The sequence below is a fragment of the Azospirillum sp. B510 genome (genome assembly GCF_000010725.1).
In the GTDB taxonomy this organism is placed as follows: Bacteria; Pseudomonadota; Alphaproteobacteria; order Azospirillales; family Azospirillaceae; genus Azospirillum; species Azospirillum lipoferum_B.
On record NC_013854.1, the window covers coordinates 1,950,894 to 1,971,914 of the forward strand.

The following is a 21,021-nucleotide window of genomic DNA, read 5'->3' on the forward strand; positions in this document are numbered from 1 at the left end:
TTCTCCCCGACCGATGCTGTCCCCCCGCTCCAAGGCGCCGCCCCCGCCCGAAACCCCGGCACCCGTCATCCCCAACAAGCGCGCCATCATCTCCCGCCGCAAGCTGTCGGGGGAGCTTGAGGATCTGGTGGCCGAACTCGGCACCGGCGACAAGCTGCGCCCGGCGCTGATCGCCTGCCTGCGCAAGGCGCTGGCCGAGGGGCGGGCGGAGGTGCGGCGCCGCTTCGACGCCGGCGGGTCGGGCGAGCAGTGCGTGCGCGAGAACTGCTATCTCGCCGACCGGCTGGTCGGCACGCTGGCCGACTTCACCGTCCGCCACATCTTCGCCACCGCCAACCCGACCTCCGGCGAGGTGTTCGACGTGGCGGCCACCGGCGGCTACGGCCGTGGCGAGTTGGCCCCCTTCTCCGACATCGATCTGTTGTTCCTGCTGCCCTACAAGCGCACGCCCAGGGTCGAGCAGGTGGTCGAGTACATGCTGTACATCCTGTGGGATCTGGGGCTGAAGGTCGGCCATGCCGTGCGCAGCGTCGACGAGTGCATCCGCCAGTCCAAGGCCGACGTCACCATCCGCACCGCCATCCTCGAATCCCGGTATCTCTGGGGTCCGGGCAAGCTGTTCGCCGAGCTGCGCAAGCGTTACGACAAGGAGGTCGTCGCGGGAACCGGCCCGGAATTCGTCGAAGCCAAGCTGGCCGAGCGCGACAACCGCCATCTGAAGATGGGCGACAGCCGCTATGTCCTGGAACCCAACCTGAAGGACGGCAAGGGCGGCCTGCGCGATCTCCAGACGCTGTTCTGGATCGCCAAATACCTCTACCGGGTCGAGGGGGTCGAGGAGCTGGTCGGCAAGCATGTGCTGACGCCGGAGGAGGCGCAGCGCTTCGCCAAGGCGCAGAACTTCCTGTGGACCGCGCGCTGCCACCTGCATTACCTGACCGGCCGGTTGGAGGACCGCCTGACCTTCGACGTCCAGACCAGCATCGGCGCCGCCATGGGCTATACCGACCATGCCGGCACCAAGGGCGTCGAGCGCTTCATGAAGCATTATTTCCTGGTCGCCAAGGATGTCGGCGACCTGACGCGCATCTTCTGCGCGGCGCTGGAGGCGGAATCGAAGCGTCCGCCCAAGTTCAACCTGCTGCGGCTGGCCTCGGTCGCCCGGCGCAAGGACGTGGACGGCTTCATCGTCGACGGCGAACGGCTGAACGCCCGCAGCGACAAGCAGTTCAAGGAACAGCCGATCGACATGATCCGCCTGTTCCACACCGCGCAGATGAACGACATCGACGTCCATCCGGCGGCGCTGCGCGCCATCACCCGGTCGCTGTCGGCGATCGGGCCGAAGCTGCGCAACGATCCGGAAGCCAACCGGCTGTTCCTCGACATCCTGACCGGGCCGAAGGATCCGGAGATCACGCTGCGCCGGATGAACGAGGCCGGCGTGATGGCCCGCTTCATCCCCGATTTCGGCCGGGTCGTCGCCCAGATGCAGTATGACATGTACCATGTCTACACGGTGGACGAGCACACGCTGTTCGCGCTGGGCATCCTGCACAAGATCGCGTCGGGCGAGCATGCCGACGAGCTGCCGCTGTCCACCGAGGTGATCCACAAGGTGGTGTCGAAACGGGCGCTCTATGTCGCCGTCCTGCTGCACGACATCGCCAAGGGCCGCGGCGGCGACCATTCGGTGCTGGGCGCGCGGGTGGCGGAGAAGCTGTGCCCGCGCCTGGGGCTGACGGCGGAGGAGACCGAGACGGTGGCCTGGCTGGTGCGCTGGCACCTCGCCATGTCCTACACCGCCTTCAAGCGCGACCTGGAGGACGAGAAGACCGTCCGCGATTTCGTGGCCTTGGTCCAGTCGCCGGAACGGCTGCGCCTGCTGCTGGTGCTGACGGTGGCCGACATCCGCGCCGTCGGGCCGCAGCGCTGGAACAACTGGAAGGCGACGCTGCTGCGCGAGCTCTACAGCCGGTCGGAGGAGCTGATGTCCGGCGGCATGACGGTGGAGGGGCGCGGGCGCCGCATCCAGGCGGCCCAGGCCAACCTGCGCGCCGAGCTGAGCGATTTCGACGACGCGGCGTTCGAGCGGCACAAGGCGCTGGGATATCCCGGCTATTGGCTGGCCTTCGACGCCGAGACGCTGGCCCATCAGGCCCGCATCGTCCGCGAGGCCGAGCGGGCCGGGCGTCCGCTGACGGTGGAGACCCGCGTCGACCGCGGCCGCGCGGTGACGGAGGTGACGATCTACGCCACCGACCACAGCGGCCTGTTCTCCCGCCTCGCCGGGGCGCTGGCGGCCTGCGGCGCCGACATCGTCGACGCCCGCATCTTCACCATGACCAACGGCATGGCGCTCGACGTCTTCTCCGTCCAGGACGCCGCCGGCGGCGCCTTCGAGAGCAGCGACAAGCTCGCCAAGCTGTCGGTGATGATCGAGAAGGTGCTGTCGGGCCAGTTGAAGCCGCTGAACGACCTCGCCACCCGCCGCACCAGCCATGCCAGCCGCACCCGCGTCTTCCATGTGCCGCCGCGCGTGCTGATCGACAACAACGCCTCCACCACCCACACGGTGATCGAGGTGAACGGGCGCGACCGTCCGGGCCTGCTCTACGACCTGACGCGGGCGCTGTCGAACCTGACCCTGCAAATCAGCTCGGCCAAGATCTCCACCTTCGGCGAGAAGGCCATCGACGTCTTCTATGTGAAGGACGTCTTCGGCCTGAAGGTGACGCATGAGGGCAAGCTGGCCAAGATCAAGGAGCGCCTGCTGAGCGCGCTGGACGATCCCGCCGGCGACGCCCCGCCGCCCGCGGCCGTGAAGCGGACGAGAACCAAGGTGACGGGAGCCTAACGGCGAAACGCCCCCTCCCGCGAGGGGAGAGGGCGTTCCTTGCCACGTGGCGGGTGATCAGATGCCTTACGCCGACAAGGCCGCAGCGGCGATGACGGCCTGGGTGCGGTTCTTGACGCCGAGGGACTTGAAGATGGCGGTGACGTGGATCTTCACCGTGCCTTCCGACAGGCCCAGCTCATAGGCGATCTGCTTGTTCGACTTGCCAAGACGCAGGCATTCCAGCACCTCGCGCTGGCGCTGGGTCAGGCCGTAGCCGGCGTTGCGGTCGGTCACCTCGATCGAACGGCGGCGCGGGGCGGCGTCCATGCTGGCGGTCAGGGCGCCCGGCGGCAGGTAGATGCCGCCCGAGAACACGAGGTTCAGGGCGCCCATCATCACCTTAACGCTGCTCGATTTCGGGATATAGCCGGTCGCGCCATGGTCGAGCGCGCCGCGGATGTCGCCCAGCGCCTCCGAGGCGGAGATCACCACCACCGGAACGCCCGGTTGCAGGGCCTGGATCTCGCGCAGGCCGTCGAAGCCCGGCCAGCCCGGCATGTGCAGATCCATCAGGATGATGTCGAAGGTGCCGCCGGCCCGGCACTGGTCCAGCACCTCGTCGAAGGTCCCGGCCTCGACGAAGCTGGCGCCGCCCTGCAACTGCTCCAGCAAACGCCGCAGTCCCTCACGGAAGAGCAGATGGTCGTCCCCGATCAAAATCTTCATGGTCCCCGTCATCCTCGCTCGCCGGCCCTTGTCGGTCCCGTCCCCTTGCGGACGGTCGCCCGTCAGGGCTGTTGTCGATCTTGCCCGGTGCGCCCCCGCGGCACCCGGATCACCCCGTCCACACCGGCTGTTCCAACAAATGCCCCAGCCAGCCGGCCGATCTGTCCGACACCCCCGCAGACCTCGGCCCGATGCCCGTCCGCCGTTACTGACGTCCACAGTCGTTGATCTGTTACCGTCATCGGCCTGTATTTTCTCTGTGATGAGTACCAGATACCACGATCGGAAGTGGTCCTGTATCCGGACAAGCGCCATAGGTCATTTGAAGCCGCGGCGCTCCTTCGAGGCACCGTTGGTCATGGACGGACAAATAGCCTCCCCGCCGAAAGTCATAGTTTTACCGACCTGTCCGAATGAAGCGGTCGGATGGGCCTATCGGATTCAGAACATCCGTCGGGGTTCATTCGAAAGGTGCCGCGCCGTCTCCATCAGTGCCGGGAGATTTTCTGGAACCTTGCCATCTTCGGGGCGTTCGTGTTCGAGGAGCTTGGCTAATCCTGATTCGGTTGCGCAAGGGAGGGGAAAGGCCGCGACCAAACCAAACGGATAGTCCTGAAGGATGCCTGTACCAACGCGCATTCCTCTGTGACCCGGCCAGCACACATCATTCCATAAGTGTTACCGTTTCGAAACTTGGCGCGACCAACAAGGAGACGACAAGCGATCTTGGCTGATCATCCATCGCCTGATTTACGTCGAGCACTGTTCATTTCTAAATCACGCGGTGCGGCCAGTTCTTCTCTGGCGTGGCTTCCCTCTCTTCGAACAGGGTTCCGGGACGGGGTAAGGAGCTTCCGGACCACAAGGCGAACACGCCGATATCCACAGTTGTTTTCCGGATGACGTGACGATTACGACAACGTGCCTGGGCCGACCGCCCGATTTCCTTTCAACCCTTAGACGCAGGCGGCGACGCCCCAGCCGGGCCGGCCGTGGATGCCTCCTCCAGACAGAGCTGACCCATGCACCCACATCATGAGTACGCCCATGAGAAAGCATCTCACCAGACCCGCAACGCGGTGACCCCCATGCATGTCTGCCTGATCCTCGACAACAACGCGCTGACCGAGACGGTGGTGCAGCAGCTCGACCGCGGTGGCCGCCACCGCGTGACCGTGCTGCACGACATCGGAGAGCTGACGCAGAGCGCGCTGACGCCGGACGCGATCCTGATCGGACTGCAACAGTTCACGGCGTTGCGCGAGAACGAACCGATGGTCTATCTGCGGCTGTCGCGCCGCTCGCGGATCGTCGTCGTCCTCTCATCGCGCGAGCTGCTGGACGCGGCCCATATCCTGGCTTTCGCCGACGCCTGGGTGTTCGAGGATCTGAACGTCGACCGCATCAACGAGCTGCTGGACCTCGGGCTGGAAGGCCATTGCCTGATGCCCAAGCAGTTCCTGTCGCGCCTGGGCGTCGACGAGATCCGGCTGACGCTGCTGCCGCGCCTGTCCGACCCGGAGTTCGAGACGCTGCGCCTGCTGGGCGAGGGCATGAACAACCGGACCATCGCCAACGCGCTGGATCTGTCGGAGGCGGTGATCAAGTCGATGGTGCGCAGCGTGCTGTCGAAGCTGCATTTCCGCAACCGGACGGAGGCCGGCGTCTTCGCCGCCCGGCAGCAGGGCGCCCTGGAACAGGCGCGGACCGGCATCACCCCGCCGCATGTCCAGGCCGCCGTCCGCCGCGCCGGCTTCTGACCGGGCGGGGCCTGGAAAGCCCCTTCAGGCCGCCAACCGACGACCGGCCATCGTCTCCTCGAAGCGGGCGAAACGGGCGGCGAACGCCTGCCGCTCGCTTTCGGCCAGCCGGAAGCGGACCCGCAACACCCCACCCTCGCGGCTGACGACATCGAAGGGCACGGCCATGCCCAGGGCGTCGAACAGCAGGCTGCCACGATCGCCGACGGCATCCGCCTCGGCCAATGCCGCCCCCTGGCGCGAGATGTCGAGCAGCCGCACCGTCAGGCGGCCTTCCGCCGCCGCCTCCCTACAGACCACCGCGCAGGGCGCCTCGACGCGGTAGCGCGGCAGGCCGCGGCGGTCGACATCGTCGGTCGCGGTGCGCACGGCGCGGACCAGCACATGCATCAGCTCGTCGATGCTGTGGGTCACGTCCGACGCCCCGGCCCGCAATTCGTCGGCCCGCTCCCCCGTCACCGAGGCCTCGCGCGACACCTCGTCGATCCGGGTCGACACGTCGGTCGCGGCACTGGCGGTCTGGCTGACGTTGCGCGAGATCTCCTGAGTCGCCGAGGCCTGCTGTTCCACCGCGGCGGCGACCGTGCCGGAGATGGCGTCGATTTCGCCGATGGTGCGGCTGATCTCTCGCACCTCCTCGACGCTGCGGGCGGTGACCGCCTGGATTTCGGCGATCAGGCGCGAGATCTCCCCGGTCGAATGCGAGGTCTGGTTGGCGAGGCTCTTGACCTCGTTGGCGACCACGGCGAACCCCTTGCCGGCCTCCCCCGCCCGTGCCGCCTCGATGGTGGCGTTGAGCGCCAGCAGATTGGTCTGCGCCGCGATGCCCTGGATCAGTTCGGCCACGTCGCCGATGCGGCCGACCACAGACGACAGCGAGTCGATGGTGGTCTCGGTCCGGCCGCTGGCGGCCACGGCGGCGCGGGTCACGCTGGTGGCGTGGCCGACCTGATTGCCGATCTCCTCGATCGAGGCGGTGAGCTGCTCGGCGGCCGAGGCCACCGCCTGGGCGTTGCTGAGCGCCTGGGCCGCGGCGGCGGCGACATTCTGCGCGTTGGAGCCGACCAGCCCGGCCGAGGCCGCCATGGCGCCGGCATTGCGGTCCATATCCTGCGAGCGCGCGGCGATCCGCTCCACCGCGTGGCGGCTTTCCTGCTCCACCGTATCGGCCATCAGTCGCAGGGCCCTGCGCTTCTGCACCTCGCCCTCGACGCGCTGGCGCTCCTGCTCGGCGCGCAGCCGCTCGGCCTCGGCCATGCCGTCGCGGAAGACCAGGACGGAGCGCGCCATGGCGCCGATCTCGTCCAGCCGGCCGGCACCGGCGACGCCGGCGTTCAGATCGCCCGAGGACAGCGCCGTCATCACCTGGGCGAGCTGGCCCAGCGGACGCAGCAGCCGGCGCGAGGCCAGATAGCCGGGCACCGCCAGCATGACGGCGCAGATCGTCACCAGCATGGCGGCGAAGCGCATGCTGTCGTCGTAGGTCTTGAACACCTCCGCCTTGCGGATGCCGACATAGAGGATGCCGACCGTGGCGCCGGCGGCGTCCTTGATCGGGTCATAGGCGGCGTAATAGGGCTCGCCCAGAATCTCGACCATGCCGCGGAAGGGAGCGCCCTGGCGCAGCACCGCGTCGTAGGCGGGCCCCTGCGCCAGCGTGGTGCCGACCGCGCGGCCGCCGTCGGCGTTGGTCACGTTGGTGGCGATGCGGCGGTCGCCGAGGAACAGGGTGGCGGTGCCGCCGGTGATGCGCTTGATCCGGTCGACCACGAGGTTGTTGTCGTTCATCACGACGCCGTCCAGCAGCAGCTTGCCGTCGGCGACGGTGAAGCGGCCGCCGCGCTCCTGCAACGACGACCAGGCGATGTCGATGCTGAGACGCTGCATGTCGATCGCCTGCCGTTCCAGATCACGGACGATCACCTGACCGATCGCGAACAGGATCGCCGTGCTGAGGATCAGCATGCCGACAAGGTTCAACAGCGTGACTTTCGTGGAAATCGAAAGCCGACCGACAAAAACGCGCAGGCGGTTCATCAATTCCATCCACCGGAAAAGCATGTTGCGGGTGCTGGTTCACAGTCACTGGCGCCATGTCATCCGGATCTGCGCTTCCATCATATGATTTACATCAAAAGGCAGCCGCGATTTGTCACAGTTTCGTAATCCATCCCGGCTCGGCCAACCGGCGATTGTTACGAACCCGCCCGCATCGCAAATACATCTCCACCGCTGTTGGAAAGGGTCGCGCTCAGAACAGCCGGGCGCCGTCCGGCACCACCTGATCCGGGCCGACCAGCACCACGGCGCCCCCGGCGTCGGGCAGGCCGAGACACAGAACCTCGCTGGTGAAGGGGCCGATCCGCTTGGGCGGAAAATTCACCACCGCCAGCACCTGCCGGCCGACCAGCGCCTCGGCGGTGTAATGGCCGGTGATCTGGGCGGAACTGCGCCTGGTGCCGATCTCTCCGCCGAAATCGATGGTCAGCTTGTAGGCCGGCTTGCGGGCCTCCGGGAAGGGATCGACGGCGCGGATGGTGCCGACACGGATATCGACCTTGGCGAAATCGTCATAGCTGATGGTCATGGCCTGTCCGGTCCGGTTTTGCGGTCGGGATCAGGGTAGCGCGGCGGCATCCGGATCGGAACCGGGCATTGGAACCGGGACAGGGGAATCGCATACGGAAAAGCCTTGCCATTCCTATCGGATTTGATTCTACCCGGCGGACCGATTTGGGCGTTGGGGGAACGAGATGGAAGGGTTCAAAGCGTGCTTTGGAGCGCTGGACGATCCACGACGGGGCAATGCTCGTCAACACGACCTTCATGAAATGCTGATGATCGCTCTCTGCACGTTCCTGTGCGGTGGGCGAACCTGCATCGACATGGCGGAGTTCGCTGACGAACGTCAGGAGTTTCTGGGCGAATTCCTCACCTTAAAGGGCGGTCCGCCATCGCACGATACCTTCAGCCGGCTGTTTCGTCTCCTTGATCCCAAGCAGTTTCAGGCCTGTTTCCGCACCTTCATGGACCGCTTTGCCGAGACCTGCCAGGGCGTCATCGCCATCGACGGCAAGGCGCTGCGGCGCTCCTTCGATACGGCGAGTGCTAAGTCGCCCCTGCACATGGTCAGCGCCTGGGGGTGCGAGCAGCGTCTGGTGCTCGCTCAGATCGCCACCGACGCCAAGTCCAACGAAATCACCGCCGTGCCCACGTTGTTGGAGATGCTGGCGCTCAAAGGGACCATCGTGACCGTCGACGCGCTCAACTGCCAGCGCGACATCGCCCAGAAAATCATCGATCGGAAGGGCGACTACGCCTTGGCGCTCAAAGGCAATCAGGGCACGCTCCATGCTGACGTGAGCCTGTTTCTCGACGATCCCGAGACCACGACCACCACCAGCCACACCACCGTTGATGGCGATCATGGCCGCATTGAGACCCGTACCAGCGTCGTCTCCACCGACATTACCTGGCTCCAGGCCATTCACCAATGGCCTGGGCTGGCGGCCATCGGCAAGGTGGTCCGTACCCGCGAAACCCCGGCCAAGACGACGACGGAGACCGCCTACTACCTGTTCAGCACGCCGCTCTCCGCCGAACGCTGCGGTGAGGTCGTCCGCGCCCATTGGGGCGTGGAGAACAGCCTGCATTGGCGCCTCGACGTCACCATGAACGAGGATCAAGCCCGTAACCGCAAGGACAACGGCCCCGAAAACCTCGCCGTCCTCCGGCACCTCGCCATCAACCTCGTCTCAAAGGATGCTTCCAAGGGGTCTACCCGCGTCAAGCTGCTGCGAGCCGCCTGGAATTCCGCCTTCCTCCGAAAACTGCTCGCCCAAATCTGATATGCGATTGCCCTGGGAACCGGGATCACTTCAGCAGCGATTCCAGCGTGTCGTGCATCGCCTTCACGGTCTGGAGGATGCGGGCCGAGGCGGCGTAGGCCGTCTGCAACTGTTGCAGGGTGGCGATCTCCTCGTCGAGATTGACCCCGGTCTTGGCGTGATAACGCTCATCGACCAGCTGGAGCGCCGCCTTCTCCTGCCCCTGCTGGTCATTGGCCGCCTTCGCCGCGGTCGCCCAACTGCCGGTGAAGGCGCTGACCATGCCGGTGTAGGAGCTGTCGCTGGTCTTCAAACCGTCGGCATCGAGCTGGCGGCCGGTCGCGTTCAGCGCCCGGACCACCGGCGACAGCGCCGACGTCTTGACGCTTTCCCGCTCGTCGAGCAGGGACGGCTTCACCGCCAGGGTGAAACGGTCCTTGCCCTGGAAGAAGCCGGCCGGCGCCTCGCCGGATTTGGCCGGCTTGGCCTCGTCATAGGCGTCGCGGAAGCTCTTCGGTTCACCCGGCCTGGTCTCGCCGACGAATCCCTGCGCCAGCCCGTCCAGTTGCGAGCGCAATTTGCGGATGACCTCCGCCGTCGGCTCGCCATCGGCCGGCTTCGGCGGATCGGCGGTAGACCCGTCGCGCAGCATCGACATCAGCGCGCCGATCTTGCCGTCCTTCACATGGCCGTCCACCGCCTCGCCGGACGACAAACGCACGCTGTTGCCGTCCGTGGTCAGGGTGACGGGGGTCGCGTCGAGAAGCATCATCCCCGACCCGGTGAACAGGGCGACCCGACCATCGCCGCGCGTCATGCTGCGCACACCGATATAGCCGTTCAGCTCCTTGATCAGCTGGTCGCGGCGATCCATCGCCGACAGCGCGGCGTCGCCATCCTTGCCCGAGCCGATCCGCTCGTTGAGCGCCGCGATCTCCTTCAGCAGCCCGTTGGTCGCGGCGACGCTGTTCTTCAGGTCCGTTTGCATGGATCGTCCCAATGTTTCGACGCCGTCCGATACCCGCCTGATCTCGCCGGCGAAGCGGTCCGCCGCCCGCACCAGCTCGATCTTCGCCGTCCGGCTTTCGGGCGACGCCTCCAGCGTCTTCCAGGCCGCCTGGAAGCTGGAGGCGTAGCTGTTCAACAGCGGCTTGCCGCCGGAGGTGCGCAGCAGTCCGCCGAGTTCCCGCATGTAGCCGGCCTGGGTGGCCGCCCCGCTCTCCCGCGCGGTGAGCGCCTCCACCTGCCCCTTCAGCACCTCGTCGGCGTCGCGGCGGTAGCTCGTCGCGGTCTGGCCGTTGCCGTCCAGCGGCTGCTGGGCGACATGCCGGGTCCGCGTCGGGTCGTTCGCCTTGGCGATGTTGCCGGAAACGACGGAGACGTTCGTCTGGACGGCGCGCAGGCTGGCCGTGGCCGTCTGCAACGCGGAGAGCAGGGACGACATGGCGGGCGACCTTCAGTGAAGGACCGGGGCGGCGAAGGCGACGGTCACCGTTTCAGCCCCAGCACTTCCTGGAGCATCTCGTCGGACGCGGTCAGCACCTTGGCGTTGGCCGAATAGCCGCGCTGGGTGACGATCATCTTGGTGAATTCGCTGGCGATATCGACGTTGGAGGCCTCCACGCTGTTCGCCACCATGGCGCCGGCGCCGTTCAGCTTCGGATCGTTGAGGTTCGGCTTGCCCGCCCCTTCGCTTTCGACGAAGACGCCGCCGGACTCGCGCTGAAGGGCGTTTGGATTGTTGAAGGTGACGATCGGCACCTTGGCGATCATCCGCGACCGGCCATTGTCGTAATTGACCATCACCGCGCCATTCTCGCCGAACACCACCTCCTTGAACTGGCCGCGCGGCGCGCCGTTCTGGACCAGTTGGGTGACGTTGATCTCGCTGCCGGAGAATTGGGTCAGGCCGCCCGGCTTCTGGTATTTGCCGAGATTGAGCGTGATCTGCTGCGGGCCGAAGCCGTAATCGACGGTGAAGGTGACCGAGGCGGGGGAGCCGGCGGCCTCGGCGACCGTGCTGACCGCCGTGCCGGTGCCGACCAGGGCGGTCGAGATGCCGGTCAGGGTGCCGACGGTCTCCGGCGTCTTGCCGAAGGTCAGGCCGATGTGGGCCGGCGTCCTGCCGGCGGCGGCACTCTGGTCGAGGGTGAATTGCGGGGCCGGCGCGTCGGTGACGGCGCCGCTGGCGGCGGCGTCGCTGGTGACGGTCAGGGCGCTGCCGGTCTGCGTGACGGTGCCGCCGGCCGCGGTGATCTGCGACGCCAGCTGCGCCATCACCTTGGCCGGCGTGTTGAAGCTGGCGATGTTGGCGTTGTCGAGCGTCAGCGAGAAACGCTGGGGCACGCCGCCGATCCTCGTCGTGATCGAATAGCTGTCCCCGACATCGACGCTGGTCCCGCCCAGCGTGATGGTGCCGGTGCCGGTCATCGTGTTCACGGTGGTGGCGCTGGCCGGGGTCTTGGCGGTGACGGTGATGACGCCGCCCTGGGCGGTGGCGGTCACCGGCAAGGCGGTGTTGGCGTTGATCTTGTTGGCCAGCGCCGCGGTGATGTCCTCCATCGTCATCTCTTCGCCGGTGGTGCTGTAGGTCACCGCCGTGCCGTTGACGCTGAGGGTGTATTGCGTGCCGATGTCGCCCGGCGTGCCGGTCAGCGTCACCGTCCGGCTCTGCCGCACGCCGGCCACGCTGGAGACCGACGGCAGCGAGCTCATCGTGTTCGCGGCGCTGGAGGCGTTGGCGACCCTGCCGCTGGTGGTGACGGCGCCGCCCGGCGCATTGGCCTGGATCGACAGGATGTTGCCCGCGACCGACGCGGTGACGGTCGAGCCCAACGCCTTGTTGATCCGGCCGGCCAGCTGGGAGACGACGTCGCCCACCGTCTGATAGCTCTGATAGGTCGCGGCGGTCACCGTGTAGCTGATCGGCGTGCCGTTCACGGTGATGGTGAAGGAATCGCCGACCTCGACCTGGCTCTGCGGGAACTGGAACTTGTCGATCTTGCCCGAACTGGCGGTGGCCGCCGTCGAGGTCTGGGGAACGATGCTGTTGACCGTGCTGGCGCCGGACACCACGTCGGTGTTCAGCTTGAACGGCGTGCCGGGATTGCGGGCGGTGACGCGGATGGTCTGGCCCGACGAGGTGGCGAGCACCGACGCCGCCGGCGAGGCGGAATTGATCTGGTTGGCCAGCGCGCCGGCCAGCCCGGAATAGGTCCGGATCGAGCCGATGTTGTCGGCCGTGACCTTCAGGCTGTAGCTGGTGCCGTCGATCTTGACCGAATAGACGTCGCCGATGCGCAGGTTGTCCTGGCCGTTGGTGTTGGCGCCGGCGATGGTGACGACATTGACCTGGGCGACCGCGGTCTGGCCGGCGATGTTCTGGCCGAAGGACACGGTGGCGGGATTGCCGGTGAAGCTGCCGTCCACCGGCTTGGTGTTGGAGCCCGGCGTGTCGACGACCATGCGCCAGCCGCTGTCGGCCTGCTGGCGCCATTTGAAATTGACGGTGCGCGGGTTGCCCTGGCTGTCGAAGATCTGGATGCTGCTGTCGGGAATCTTCTGCCCGGCCTTGGGCGTCGCCGGAAGGTTGGCCGACAGATCGATGCCGCTGGTGGCGACCGGCTTGTCGATCAGCGAATTGACCTGGACCGGCGCCACCCGATCCTTCTGGACGGCGCCGGTGACCGGATCGACCAGCCAGCCATTCAGGGCGAAGCCGGAACTGTTGACGAGATGGCGGGTGCGGCTCAACTGGAAATCGCCGAGGCGGGTATAGACGTTGGGGCCGCTCCCCGTGGCGCCGCCGCCCGTGGCGCCGCCGATCGTCCCGGCGGTTTGCGCATCCAGCCGCGAGACGCTGAAGAAGCCCTGGCCCTGGATGGCGGCGCTGGTGTTGCTGGATACCGAGGTCAGGTTGCCCTGGACGTCGTTCATGAAGGACGGCCGGGCGGTGACGCCGCCCGGCGCGTGGTTGCGGGGGGAAGATTGCAGCACCATGGACTGGAACGTCGTGTCCACCCGCTTGTAGCCGGCGGTCGAGGCGTTCGCGATGTTGTCCGAGATGTTTCCGAGCGCCTTCGATTGGGCAACCAGCCCCATCAAGGCGCTCGACCGCGACCCGAAAATGCTCATGGCGCTGCCTTTTCGTGAAAAGAAATCAGAACAGGCGCAGGATCGACTGCTGCGACTGGTTGGCGAGCGAGAGGGCGATGGTGCCCAGCTGCTGCCGGGTCTGGAGCATCAGCAGGCTGGCGCCTTCCTCGTTCTGATCGGCCAGCGTCAGCTTGTTGGCGCCTTCGGTCAGAACGTCGCTGAACTCCTTGGTGAAGCTCTCGCGGGTGGTGATGACGCTGAGGTTGGTCGACAGCGACTGGGAGGCGGAGCGGATCGTCGCCTTGGCGTTGTCCAGGCCGGCGACCGCCTTGTCGATGTCGGCGCGGTCCGTCCAGTTGTTCTGGGCGGCGTCCAGCTTCAGCCCCTGGCCGCTGGTCGACAGGTTGACCGCGTTGACCGTGATCGAGTTGGTGTTGGTCTCGTTCAACTGGACGGTGATGTCGTTCTTGGAGTTGGCGTCGGAGATCTGCTTGGTGACGATGTTGGCCGAGCAGTTGGCCGAAGCCGCCTGCTTGATCGTCTTGGCATTGACATCCAGGCGCACCGTGCCGCTGTCGAAGGTGAAAGCCTGCTCGCCGCCGCTCAGCTTGCCGTCACCGCGGTCGCTCTTGCCGTCGCGGGTGACCTGGGCACCGTTGGAGTTGGTGACCTGGACCTGGATGTCCACCTTCTTCTCGATGACGGAGACGCCGTTGCCCTGGTTGTTCGCCGCCTCCAGCAGACGGCGGTCGACGGTGAAGGACACCACGGTGCCCGACGCGAAGCTTTCCGAGATCTTCTTGGTCAGCGCGTTGGTGGTGCTGGAGGTCAGCGTGAAATCACGCACGACGCCGGCCGTGGTGGCGCCCGTCAGGGTGATGGTGCCGCTGGTGCCGACCGTGGCGGTGGCGACGCTCTTGCCGTTCAGACGGCCGCTGGCGCTGCTGATGGCGGTGCTGATCGAGGCCTTCAGCTGGTTCGCCACGTTCTTGGCGGCGTTCTGGCCGGTGGCGACGTCGCCGCTGGTGGCGGTGTAGCTGAAGGTCTGGCCCTGCACCGTGACGGTGAAGATGTCGCCGGCCTCGACGGTGCCGCTGACATTCACCGTGGACACCTGGGCCGATCCGGAGACGGCGGCCTTCTGGAGTTTGGTGTCGATGGTCTGGCTGTTGTCGAAATAGGAGATGGTCCGGCTTTCCTTGCCGTCCGACACGATGAAGTCGCGCGAGCGGCCGTTGGCGCCGCGCACCTCGATCTGGACATCGGCGAAATTGCCGGTGGTGCTGGACATCGTGCCCGACAGCTTCAGCCCGGTCAGGCCATGGGAGTTCTGGGCCTTGTTGATGTCATCGGTCTTGCCCTCGATCGACCCGGTGCCCTTGAAGCGGATGGCATAGGTGTCGGCCGAGATGACATTGGTGACGCGGGCGTTGCTGACGCCGGTGATGGTGTTGACGGCGGCACGGGAGGCGCTGGTGCTGTCCAGGCTGAGGCCATTGCCGTTGATCAGATTCTTGCCGCCATACTGGCTGTCGGCGGCCAGCTTGTCGATCTGGTCGCGCAACGTGTTGAACTGCCCGGCCAATGCCTTGCGGGTGGCGATGGAGGCGGCGTCGTTGCCCAGCGCCGCATAGGCGGCGGTGGTCAGACCCTTGGCCTGGTCGACCAGATCCCCGATCTTGGTCAGGCCCTTGTCGGCCGCCTTGATGGTGCTGATCGACTGGCCCATCGCGTCCTTCAGCGACGACAGGTCGCCGGCACGCTGGGTCAGCCCCTTCGCGGCGAAGAAGTCGGTCGGACCGTCGAGCGCCGAGTTGATCTTGTTGCCCGTCGCCAGAGTGTTCTGCTTTTGGGCAATCATCTTTTGAACGCCCTGCAACTGAAGCAGATTCGTTCGCATGGACGCGCTGAGCGATACTCCGTCAGCCATGACGGAACCTCCTTTAAGGTTCGGATTGTTCCACAAGCACGGTAAAGTTGCGTATAGAGATGGTTTTTATCTCTAAAGCCGAAATCGACGGGCGCTCGCGCGCGCCATTTTGATCGTATTTATTTGATATTTTAGATATTTTTTATTGAAATATCCGGATTCTCAACCCGTCCGGAATGATGCTTTTATATTTTTGTGGAAATATTTTTCGACAATAAAAGTTGACGGCAGATTTATCCGCAATAATCCCAATAAGCTTTGAGAGTCTTTAAGGGTCTTCAGCGATTCATCTGGAATCACAACTCCGATCTTCACAGTATTTCTTTCACCGTTTTCCGGTGACAAACTGTGGATCCGCTGTGTCAATTTTCTGTGGAGAGACCATCAAGACCGCATCAAGAGCGCTCACCCCTCGATGGGGTCCGTCATGGCGCGGACAGGATTGATGGAAAGCCGACGGATGGGCGTGGCGCCCCGGTCATCGCAACCTGCATTGGAAGCGGATCGGGAGTCATTCAACGGAACGGGAAAGGGTCCGTCATCGTCGGCGGTCACGCCGCGACGCACCGGCATCGCTCCCGGTCAGGGGGAGACCGGTCGCGGGCGGGATGATCGAAGAGGGGAAAGCGGATGTCGCGCCCATGAAAAAAGGGGCCGCCGATGGCGACCCCTCTTCATGGTGTTCCGGCGGAGCGGAGACGGATCAGGCCTTCGCCTTGGCGATGGCGGCCTTGACCTCATCCAGGCCGTCCGACACGCGCTTGGTCAGGATCTCGGCGGCCTCGGTGTTCGACTTGGCGATCATCTCGCTCAGCTCGCGGATGTTCGACAGCGACTTCTCGAAGGCGGCCTTGACCAGATCAGCCTGCTTGCTGGCCTTCTCCTCCGGGGTGCCGGCGGCCGACAGCTCGCCGACGGCGCGGTTCACATCCTCGGCGACGGTGCGCAGCACCTCGGCCTGACGACGGACGACGGCCTGGAAGCCTTCGAAGGCGAGCTGGTTGGCGGCGGTCACCGCCTCGATGTTGCGGCGCTGGCTGGCGATGATGGATTCCACATCGACACCCGGCACCTTCAGGTCACCCATCAGCTTGGACGGATCGAATTCGAGGAAGGGGTTACCGCTGATCTTGGCCATGTTTCTCATCCCAGCATCGGTGTTTGCTGCCCGCATCGCAATCCGGGCATGTTGCGTCGCAACATTACGGAAGCCGACTATGCAGATTGATCAAAAGTTAGTCAATGCGATTTTTTGCGCCGCAGCATAACCGTGGCGGGAAAAATTCCCGCCGCGGATCGCCGAACCGTTGCTAAATGCTTGAAGCCATGGGCTCCGTCCCCGCCGCCTTGCCGGACGACCCGCGCGATCCGGTCCAGCGGCAGAAGGTCGCGCCCCAGCGCTCCGCCCCGCGCAGCGCGTTGTCCAGCGCCGCCATGGTGCGCGACAGATCGGCGGTATCATCGTCGAGGAAGACGCGCATCACCCGCGCCTGGATGGCCCCCAGTCCGGTGACCAGCACGGCGCCGCCACGCCGGTCGGGATCGATGCCGGCGGCGCGCAACATCCAGGCCATCGAGCGGCCGAAGGCGCAGGAGAAGGCGAGCGCGGCGGCCGGGTCGGCCGGCAGGTCGCGCAACACCGCGCGCAAACCGTCGCGGAAGGGGCGCAGTCCGTCGAAGCGGCGCATCATCACCTCGAACAGCCGGTCGCGCGCCGATTCGGCCGGATCACCATCACCGTCGCCGCCCCCGTCGCCGCCACCGGCCAGGACCGTGGCGTCGGCGACGCGCGACACCGCCGCCAGCAGATCGGCCCGCCCGCGATAGCGGTGATGGAAGCGCGACAGCGGAATGCCCGCCGCATGCGCCACCTCGAGCAGGCCAACGCCGCGCCAGCCTTTTTCAGCCGCCAGCCGCATCGCCGCCGCCGCGACGGCGCGGTCGAGGCTGTCGGGATCGGCGGATTCGCTGGCGGGACTGGAACGGAAGGCGTTGTCTTCAGGCTTGCCGGACGACGGGTCGGACATGGCACCACCTCCAGGAGACAGGGCAGGCGACGGGGATCGCACCATAAGGTGGGGTGTGGACAGGCGAACGTCACCCGCCCACATGCGGGATCCGCTACGCCTTCCGTACGGTCTCCACCCGGCCACCGGTCATGCCGACCAGATCGGCGGGGGTCAGGCGGAAAACGGAGTTGGGCGTGCCGGCGGCGGCCCAGATCGTCTCCAGCCGCAGCAAATCGTCGTCGATCAGCACCAGCGGCGGCACGGCATGGCCGATCGGCGGCACGCCGCCGATGGCGAAGCCGGTCGAGTCGCGGACGAATTCCGGATCGGCGCGCTCGATCTTCTCGCCGATCAGGCGGCCGACCGCCTTCTCGTCGACGCGGTTGGCGCCGCTGGCGACGACCAGGACCGGACGCCCGGTCTCCTTGGTGCGGAAGATCAGCGACTTGGCGATCTGCGCCACGTCGCAGCCGACGGCATTGGCCGCGTCTTCCGAGGTGCGGGTGCTGCCCTCATGCTCGACCACGCGATGGCCGAGGCCGAGGCCGTCCAGAACGGCCTGGACGCGGGCGGCGGAGGGGCTGAGAGCGGTCACTCGCCCAGCCCCGTCATGCCGGTGCCCACGGTGTCGACCGATGCGACGCGAAGTTCCGCCGAAGCCAAGATCGTCCAAGCCTCCCTTGAGATTTCCCATTCGCCATGCCGTGAGATCGGAGATGGCGACCATGGCCCAGGATGCCGTCCGCCCGGCGATCGCTCAAGACCAAATGGCGGGGACGATGGCGGGTCTCTTGGAGACGGGCGTCATCCGCGCTGAAGCGACTTGATGCTGGCATAGAGGCCGGCCGCCCTGTTGACCGCCGCCGAATCATTGCCGCGGGTGAACAGCAGCGCGCCGACGACCGCATCGGATCCGGTTTTGCCGTTGGTCACGGCATAGCGGTGCATCCCGGCCTTGGCCGGTTGATCGGCGGCGGCGGACAGGTCCGCCCCCAAGGCCCCCGACAGAACCGAGGCCAGCAGGCCGCTGGCCGTCGCGTCACCGGAATCGAGATCCACGATGCTCATCTGGCCATCTGGAATATCGACCGTGCGATCAAAGCTCACCGACGCCAGGGAATTGAGGTCCGCGCGACTCTCCATCCGGTCTTTCACGGTGATCTCGCCGATCCTGGCGGCGGCGAACGACGACGGATCATGCGGATCCTCGGCGCCGGCGTCCTTCAAAATCTTGGGCATCTCCGGCCGCACCACCCCCTTGGCCGCCAGGGACGCGCGGACGATGTCGGTGGCGGCCCCGCCCAGCAGCGCCGTTTCGTCGCTGGTGCCGGTGAAGGTCCGCGCGGTGAAGCCGGACATTTGTTCCCAATAGCCGAACAGCTTGTCGGTCCACTCGGAAAAGGCGTTCAGGAAATTGGAGACCCCGACGCGTCTCAGCTTGTCGTCGCCGGGCACGGTGATATCGGCGGGCTCATAGCCCCCGCCGATGGAATAGGACATGCCCGGCTTCAAATTCTGAATGGCCGAGCGCAAATCGACGACCACCCCGGCGCCACGGCTCGAGGAATCGGAACCTGCGGTCATCGCATCGGACTTCACAGGCACCGCCTGACCGGTGGCCGACGGCCGGAACGCCCCGCCCATCGTCGGGTCCGAAGTCACCCTCATGGCTCTCTCCTCTTATGGGGGGAGAACCCATGCCAGCCTCGTAGCCGGACAGCGGCTCTTCCGCCAAACACCCTCATCGGTTGTCGAGGATGCATCCTGGCGCTGTTCAGATCAAACGGAAATTCGCGCCAGGGGCGGCCATGTCCGGCGGTCAGCCGATCCGATTCAGCCGGCCAGTTCGCGCGAGCGGCGGGTGGCGGCGGCGATCGCGGTCGTCATCACCGGCTGCAAGCCGTCCGGCGCCATCAGCACCTCCAGCGCCGCCTGGGTGGTGCCGTTCGGGCTGGTCACCGCCTTGCGCAGGTCGGCGGCCGGCTGCGGCGAGGCGTCGAGCAGGGCGCCGGCCCCCGACACGGTGGCGCGGGCCAGCCGCATCGCCAGATCGGTGGGCAGGCCGGCGGCCTCGCCGGCCTTGGCCATCGCCTCCACCAGGAAGAAGACATAGGCGGGGCCGCTGCCGGACAGGGCGGTGACGGGGTCGAGCAGACCCTCGTCCCCGACCCAGGCGACGTCGCCGACGGCGCGCAGCAGGCGGTCGGAGAGGTCGCGCTGGCCGGCGCTGACGCGGGAATTGGCGACGGCGACGGTCATGCCGCGGCCGATGGCGGCCGGGGTGTTGGGCATCGAGCGGACGATGACCGCCCCCTCCCCCAGCATCCTCTCGAAATAGCCGATGGTCTTGCCGGCGGCGATCGACAGGAAGACGGTGCCGGGATGGACGAGCGCGCGGTAGGCCGGCAGCGCCTCCTCCATCACCTGGGGCTTGACGGCCAGGACGATCACGTCGGGAACGAAGCCGTCCGGCAGGGACTCGGCGCCGGATGCCAGGGTGACGCGGGCATCCGCCGCCACCGATCGCGGTAGCCCGGCCCGATCGACCACCACGACGCGCGACGCGGTCCCGGCGGCCAGCCAGCCGTCCAGCATCGCCCCGCCCATCTTTCCACAGCCGACCAGCAGCAGCGACGCACCCGATTCCACCGTCATCACCCCGACCTTCCCCCTTCGCTCAACGAACCGGCTTCGTGCTCAGGCTTCGCCCATGGTGTCGAGGATGGCGGCCGACACCGCCTCCGACGCCGACTTCCCGCCCCAGATGACGAACTGGAAGGCGGGATAGAAACGCTCGCACTCCGACAGGGCGATCTCCACCAGATCCTCCAGCTGTTCCACCGCGGCACCGCGCGCGCCGCGCAGCAGCATGGTCTGGCGGAACATCGGCGTGTGCTCCTCCGAGCAGACATCGAAATGGCCGAGCCACATGCGGCCGTTGACCTCGGCCAGCAGTTCGGCGACGGCGAGCCGGCGGGCGGCCTGGACCTTCATGTCGAACTGACAGGAGAACTGCATGGCGCTGACGTCCGGCTGCCAGACGAAATAGAGCCGGTAATCGCACCAGCGCCCGCCGATCTCGACGACCAGCTCATCCTCGGTGGCACGGTCGAAGGGCCATTCGTTGGCGGTGACGATCTCCTCGACGACATCGAGCGGATTGTGGGCGGAATTGGTGGTTTCGACGGCGACTGCCGACATGTCCGCGTCCTCCTGTGAAGGCGCAAAGGGCGGTACCGTTCGCCCGGACCGGGGAAACGCGCCGGCGACGGCGCGCCACGATCCGGGGCAATACCCCGAAGATGATGACGGAAAGGGGGGGCGGGATCGAGCAAGGCGCCGTCGCGAACCGGCCGCGCGGGCGGCGTGGCGCCGGACGACGGGAGGGGCGTCGGGGAGTTCGACAGCGCCGTCGCTCAAGGGGTGGGGGGAGCCGAGCCGGCGTCGGTGCCGGCATCGCCGGGCTTGCCGGTGGCGGCCTGGACCGGCTGCGGCGCCGTGGCGGCGCTCAGCGACGCGACGGTCGCCTCGAGCGCGGCCAGACGCTCCGCCATCGCCTCCTGCTCCTCGCGGGCCTTGACGGCCATGGCGCGGACAGCCTCGTATTCCTCGCGGCTGACGACGTCCATCCGCGACAGAACACGTTCGAGCTGGGCGCGCAGCTGGCCTTCCGCCTCTTCGCGCAAGGACGAGAAGGCGCCGAGCGCGCCACCCGCCACACGGGCGAGATCGTCCAAAATCCTGTTGTCCACCTGCATCGCTCTAACTTCCGGTTACCGTACGTTCATTATGGACGCCGCGCGCGGCGACTTCAACGCCCTTGGCCGGGAGGACA

16 protein-coding genes are annotated in these 21,021 nt (G+C 66.5%); 3 read left to right on the forward strand and 13 right to left on the reverse strand.

Annotated features, from left to right (window positions below; translation table 11 throughout):
* The first annotated feature begins 13 nt into the window (after nucleotides 1–13).
* Nucleotides 14–2,857 carry a [protein-PII] uridylyltransferase gene (locus AZL_RS09055; protein WP_012974329.1) on the forward strand — a complete coding sequence of 948 codons (2,844 nt, stop codon included), beginning with the start codon at nucleotides 14–16 and terminating at the stop codon, nucleotides 2,855–2,857.
* A gap of 66 nt (nucleotides 2,858–2,923) precedes the next feature.
* Here AZL_RS09055 and AZL_RS09060 read toward each other — a convergent pair whose 3' ends face one another.
* Entirely contained in the window at nucleotides 2,924–3,565 is a 642-nt protein-coding gene (locus AZL_RS09060) for a response regulator transcription factor (protein WP_012974330.1), read from the reverse strand.
* A 1,022-nt stretch (nucleotides 3,566–4,587) separates the two neighbouring features.
* On the opposite strand from AZL_RS09060, the gene AZL_RS09065 reads away from it, so the two are divergent.
* The gene (locus AZL_RS09065; protein ID WP_012974331.1) at nucleotides 4,588–5,325 is read left to right on the forward strand and encodes a response regulator transcription factor; all 738 of its coding nucleotides are present in this window, start codon (nucleotides 4,588–4,590) and stop codon (nucleotides 5,323–5,325) included.
* A 24-nt stretch (nucleotides 5,326–5,349) separates the two neighbouring features.
* Here the strand turns inward: AZL_RS09065 and AZL_RS09070 are convergent, their stop codons facing one another.
* Together AZL_RS09070 and AZL_RS09075 are read right to left on the reverse strand one after the other, a co-directional pair.
* A complete protein-coding gene (locus AZL_RS09070; protein ID WP_247894181.1) occupies nucleotides 5,350–7,305 on the reverse strand; it encodes a methyl-accepting chemotaxis protein in 1,956 nt (651 codons plus the stop codon).
* Between the two features lie 271 nt (nucleotides 7,306–7,576).
* Complete coding sequence (locus tag AZL_RS09075) at nucleotides 7,577–7,912, reverse strand: tRNA-binding protein (protein WP_012974333.1); 336 nt, start codon at nucleotides 7,910–7,912, stop codon at nucleotides 7,577–7,579.
* 166 nt (nucleotides 7,913–8,078) lie between these two features.
* Here AZL_RS09075 and AZL_RS09080 point away from each other — a divergent pair, with 166 nt between their 5' ends.
* A complete protein-coding gene (locus AZL_RS09080; RefSeq protein WP_012974334.1) occupies nucleotides 8,079–9,173 on the forward strand; it encodes an ISAs1-like element ISAzs12 family transposase in 1,095 nt (364 codons plus the stop codon).
* A gap of 25 nt (nucleotides 9,174–9,198) precedes the next feature.
* On the opposite strand, the gene flgK is transcribed toward AZL_RS09080, so the two are convergent.
* The 10 genes from flgK to AZL_RS09130 form a co-directional block, all read right to left on the reverse strand.
* Nucleotides 9,199–10,596, reverse strand: a complete 1,398-nt coding sequence (gene flgK / locus AZL_RS09085; RefSeq protein ID WP_012974335.1) for a flagellar hook-associated protein FlgK — start codon at nucleotides 10,594–10,596, stop codon at nucleotides 9,199–9,201.
* 44 nt (nucleotides 10,597–10,640) lie between these two features.
* Nucleotides 10,641–13,286: a flagellar hook-basal body complex protein gene (locus tag AZL_RS09090; RefSeq protein WP_012974336.1), complete on the reverse strand. Its 2,646-nt coding sequence runs from the start codon at nucleotides 13,284–13,286 to the stop codon at nucleotides 10,641–10,643.
* Between the two features lie 25 nt (nucleotides 13,287–13,311).
* Nucleotides 13,312–15,177, reverse strand: coding sequence for a flagellin (locus tag AZL_RS09095; RefSeq protein WP_012974337.1), 1,866 nt, complete (start codon nucleotides 15,175–15,177; stop codon nucleotides 13,312–13,314).
* 703 nt (nucleotides 15,178–15,880) lie between these two features.
* On the reverse strand, nucleotides 15,881–16,315 hold the full coding sequence (locus tag AZL_RS09100) for a phasin family protein (protein ID WP_012974338.1): 435 nt from the start codon (nucleotides 16,313–16,315) through the stop codon (nucleotides 15,881–15,883).
* A gap of 172 nt (nucleotides 16,316–16,487) precedes the next feature.
* The gene (locus AZL_RS09105; RefSeq protein WP_012974339.1) at nucleotides 16,488–17,204 is read right to left on the reverse strand and encodes a TetR family transcriptional regulator; all 717 of its coding nucleotides are present in this window, start codon (nucleotides 17,202–17,204) and stop codon (nucleotides 16,488–16,490) included.
* Between the two features lie 94 nt (nucleotides 17,205–17,298).
* Nucleotides 17,299–17,781: a YbaK/EbsC family protein gene (locus AZL_RS09110; RefSeq protein ID WP_012974340.1), complete on the reverse strand. Its 483-nt coding sequence runs from the start codon at nucleotides 17,779–17,781 to the stop codon at nucleotides 17,299–17,301.
* A 209-nt stretch (nucleotides 17,782–17,990) separates the two neighbouring features.
* Entirely contained in the window at nucleotides 17,991–18,830 is an 840-nt protein-coding gene (locus AZL_RS09115; RefSeq protein WP_042442858.1) for a hypothetical protein, read from the reverse strand.
* A 189-nt stretch (nucleotides 18,831–19,019) separates the two neighbouring features.
* Entirely contained in the window at nucleotides 19,020–19,841 is an 822-nt protein-coding gene (proC, locus tag AZL_RS09120) for a pyrroline-5-carboxylate reductase (RefSeq protein WP_042442860.1), read from the reverse strand.
* 42 nt (nucleotides 19,842–19,883) lie between these two features.
* Nucleotides 19,884–20,387 (reverse strand): YbjN domain-containing protein, encoded by a 504-nt coding sequence (locus AZL_RS09125; RefSeq protein ID WP_012974343.1) that lies wholly within the window; start codon nucleotides 20,385–20,387, stop codon nucleotides 19,884–19,886.
* 215 nt (nucleotides 20,388–20,602) lie between these two features.
* Entirely contained in the window at nucleotides 20,603–20,944 is a 342-nt protein-coding gene (locus tag AZL_RS09130; RefSeq protein ID WP_012974344.1) for an accessory factor UbiK family protein, read from the reverse strand.
* Between the last annotated feature and the right edge of the window lie 77 nt (nucleotides 20,945–21,021).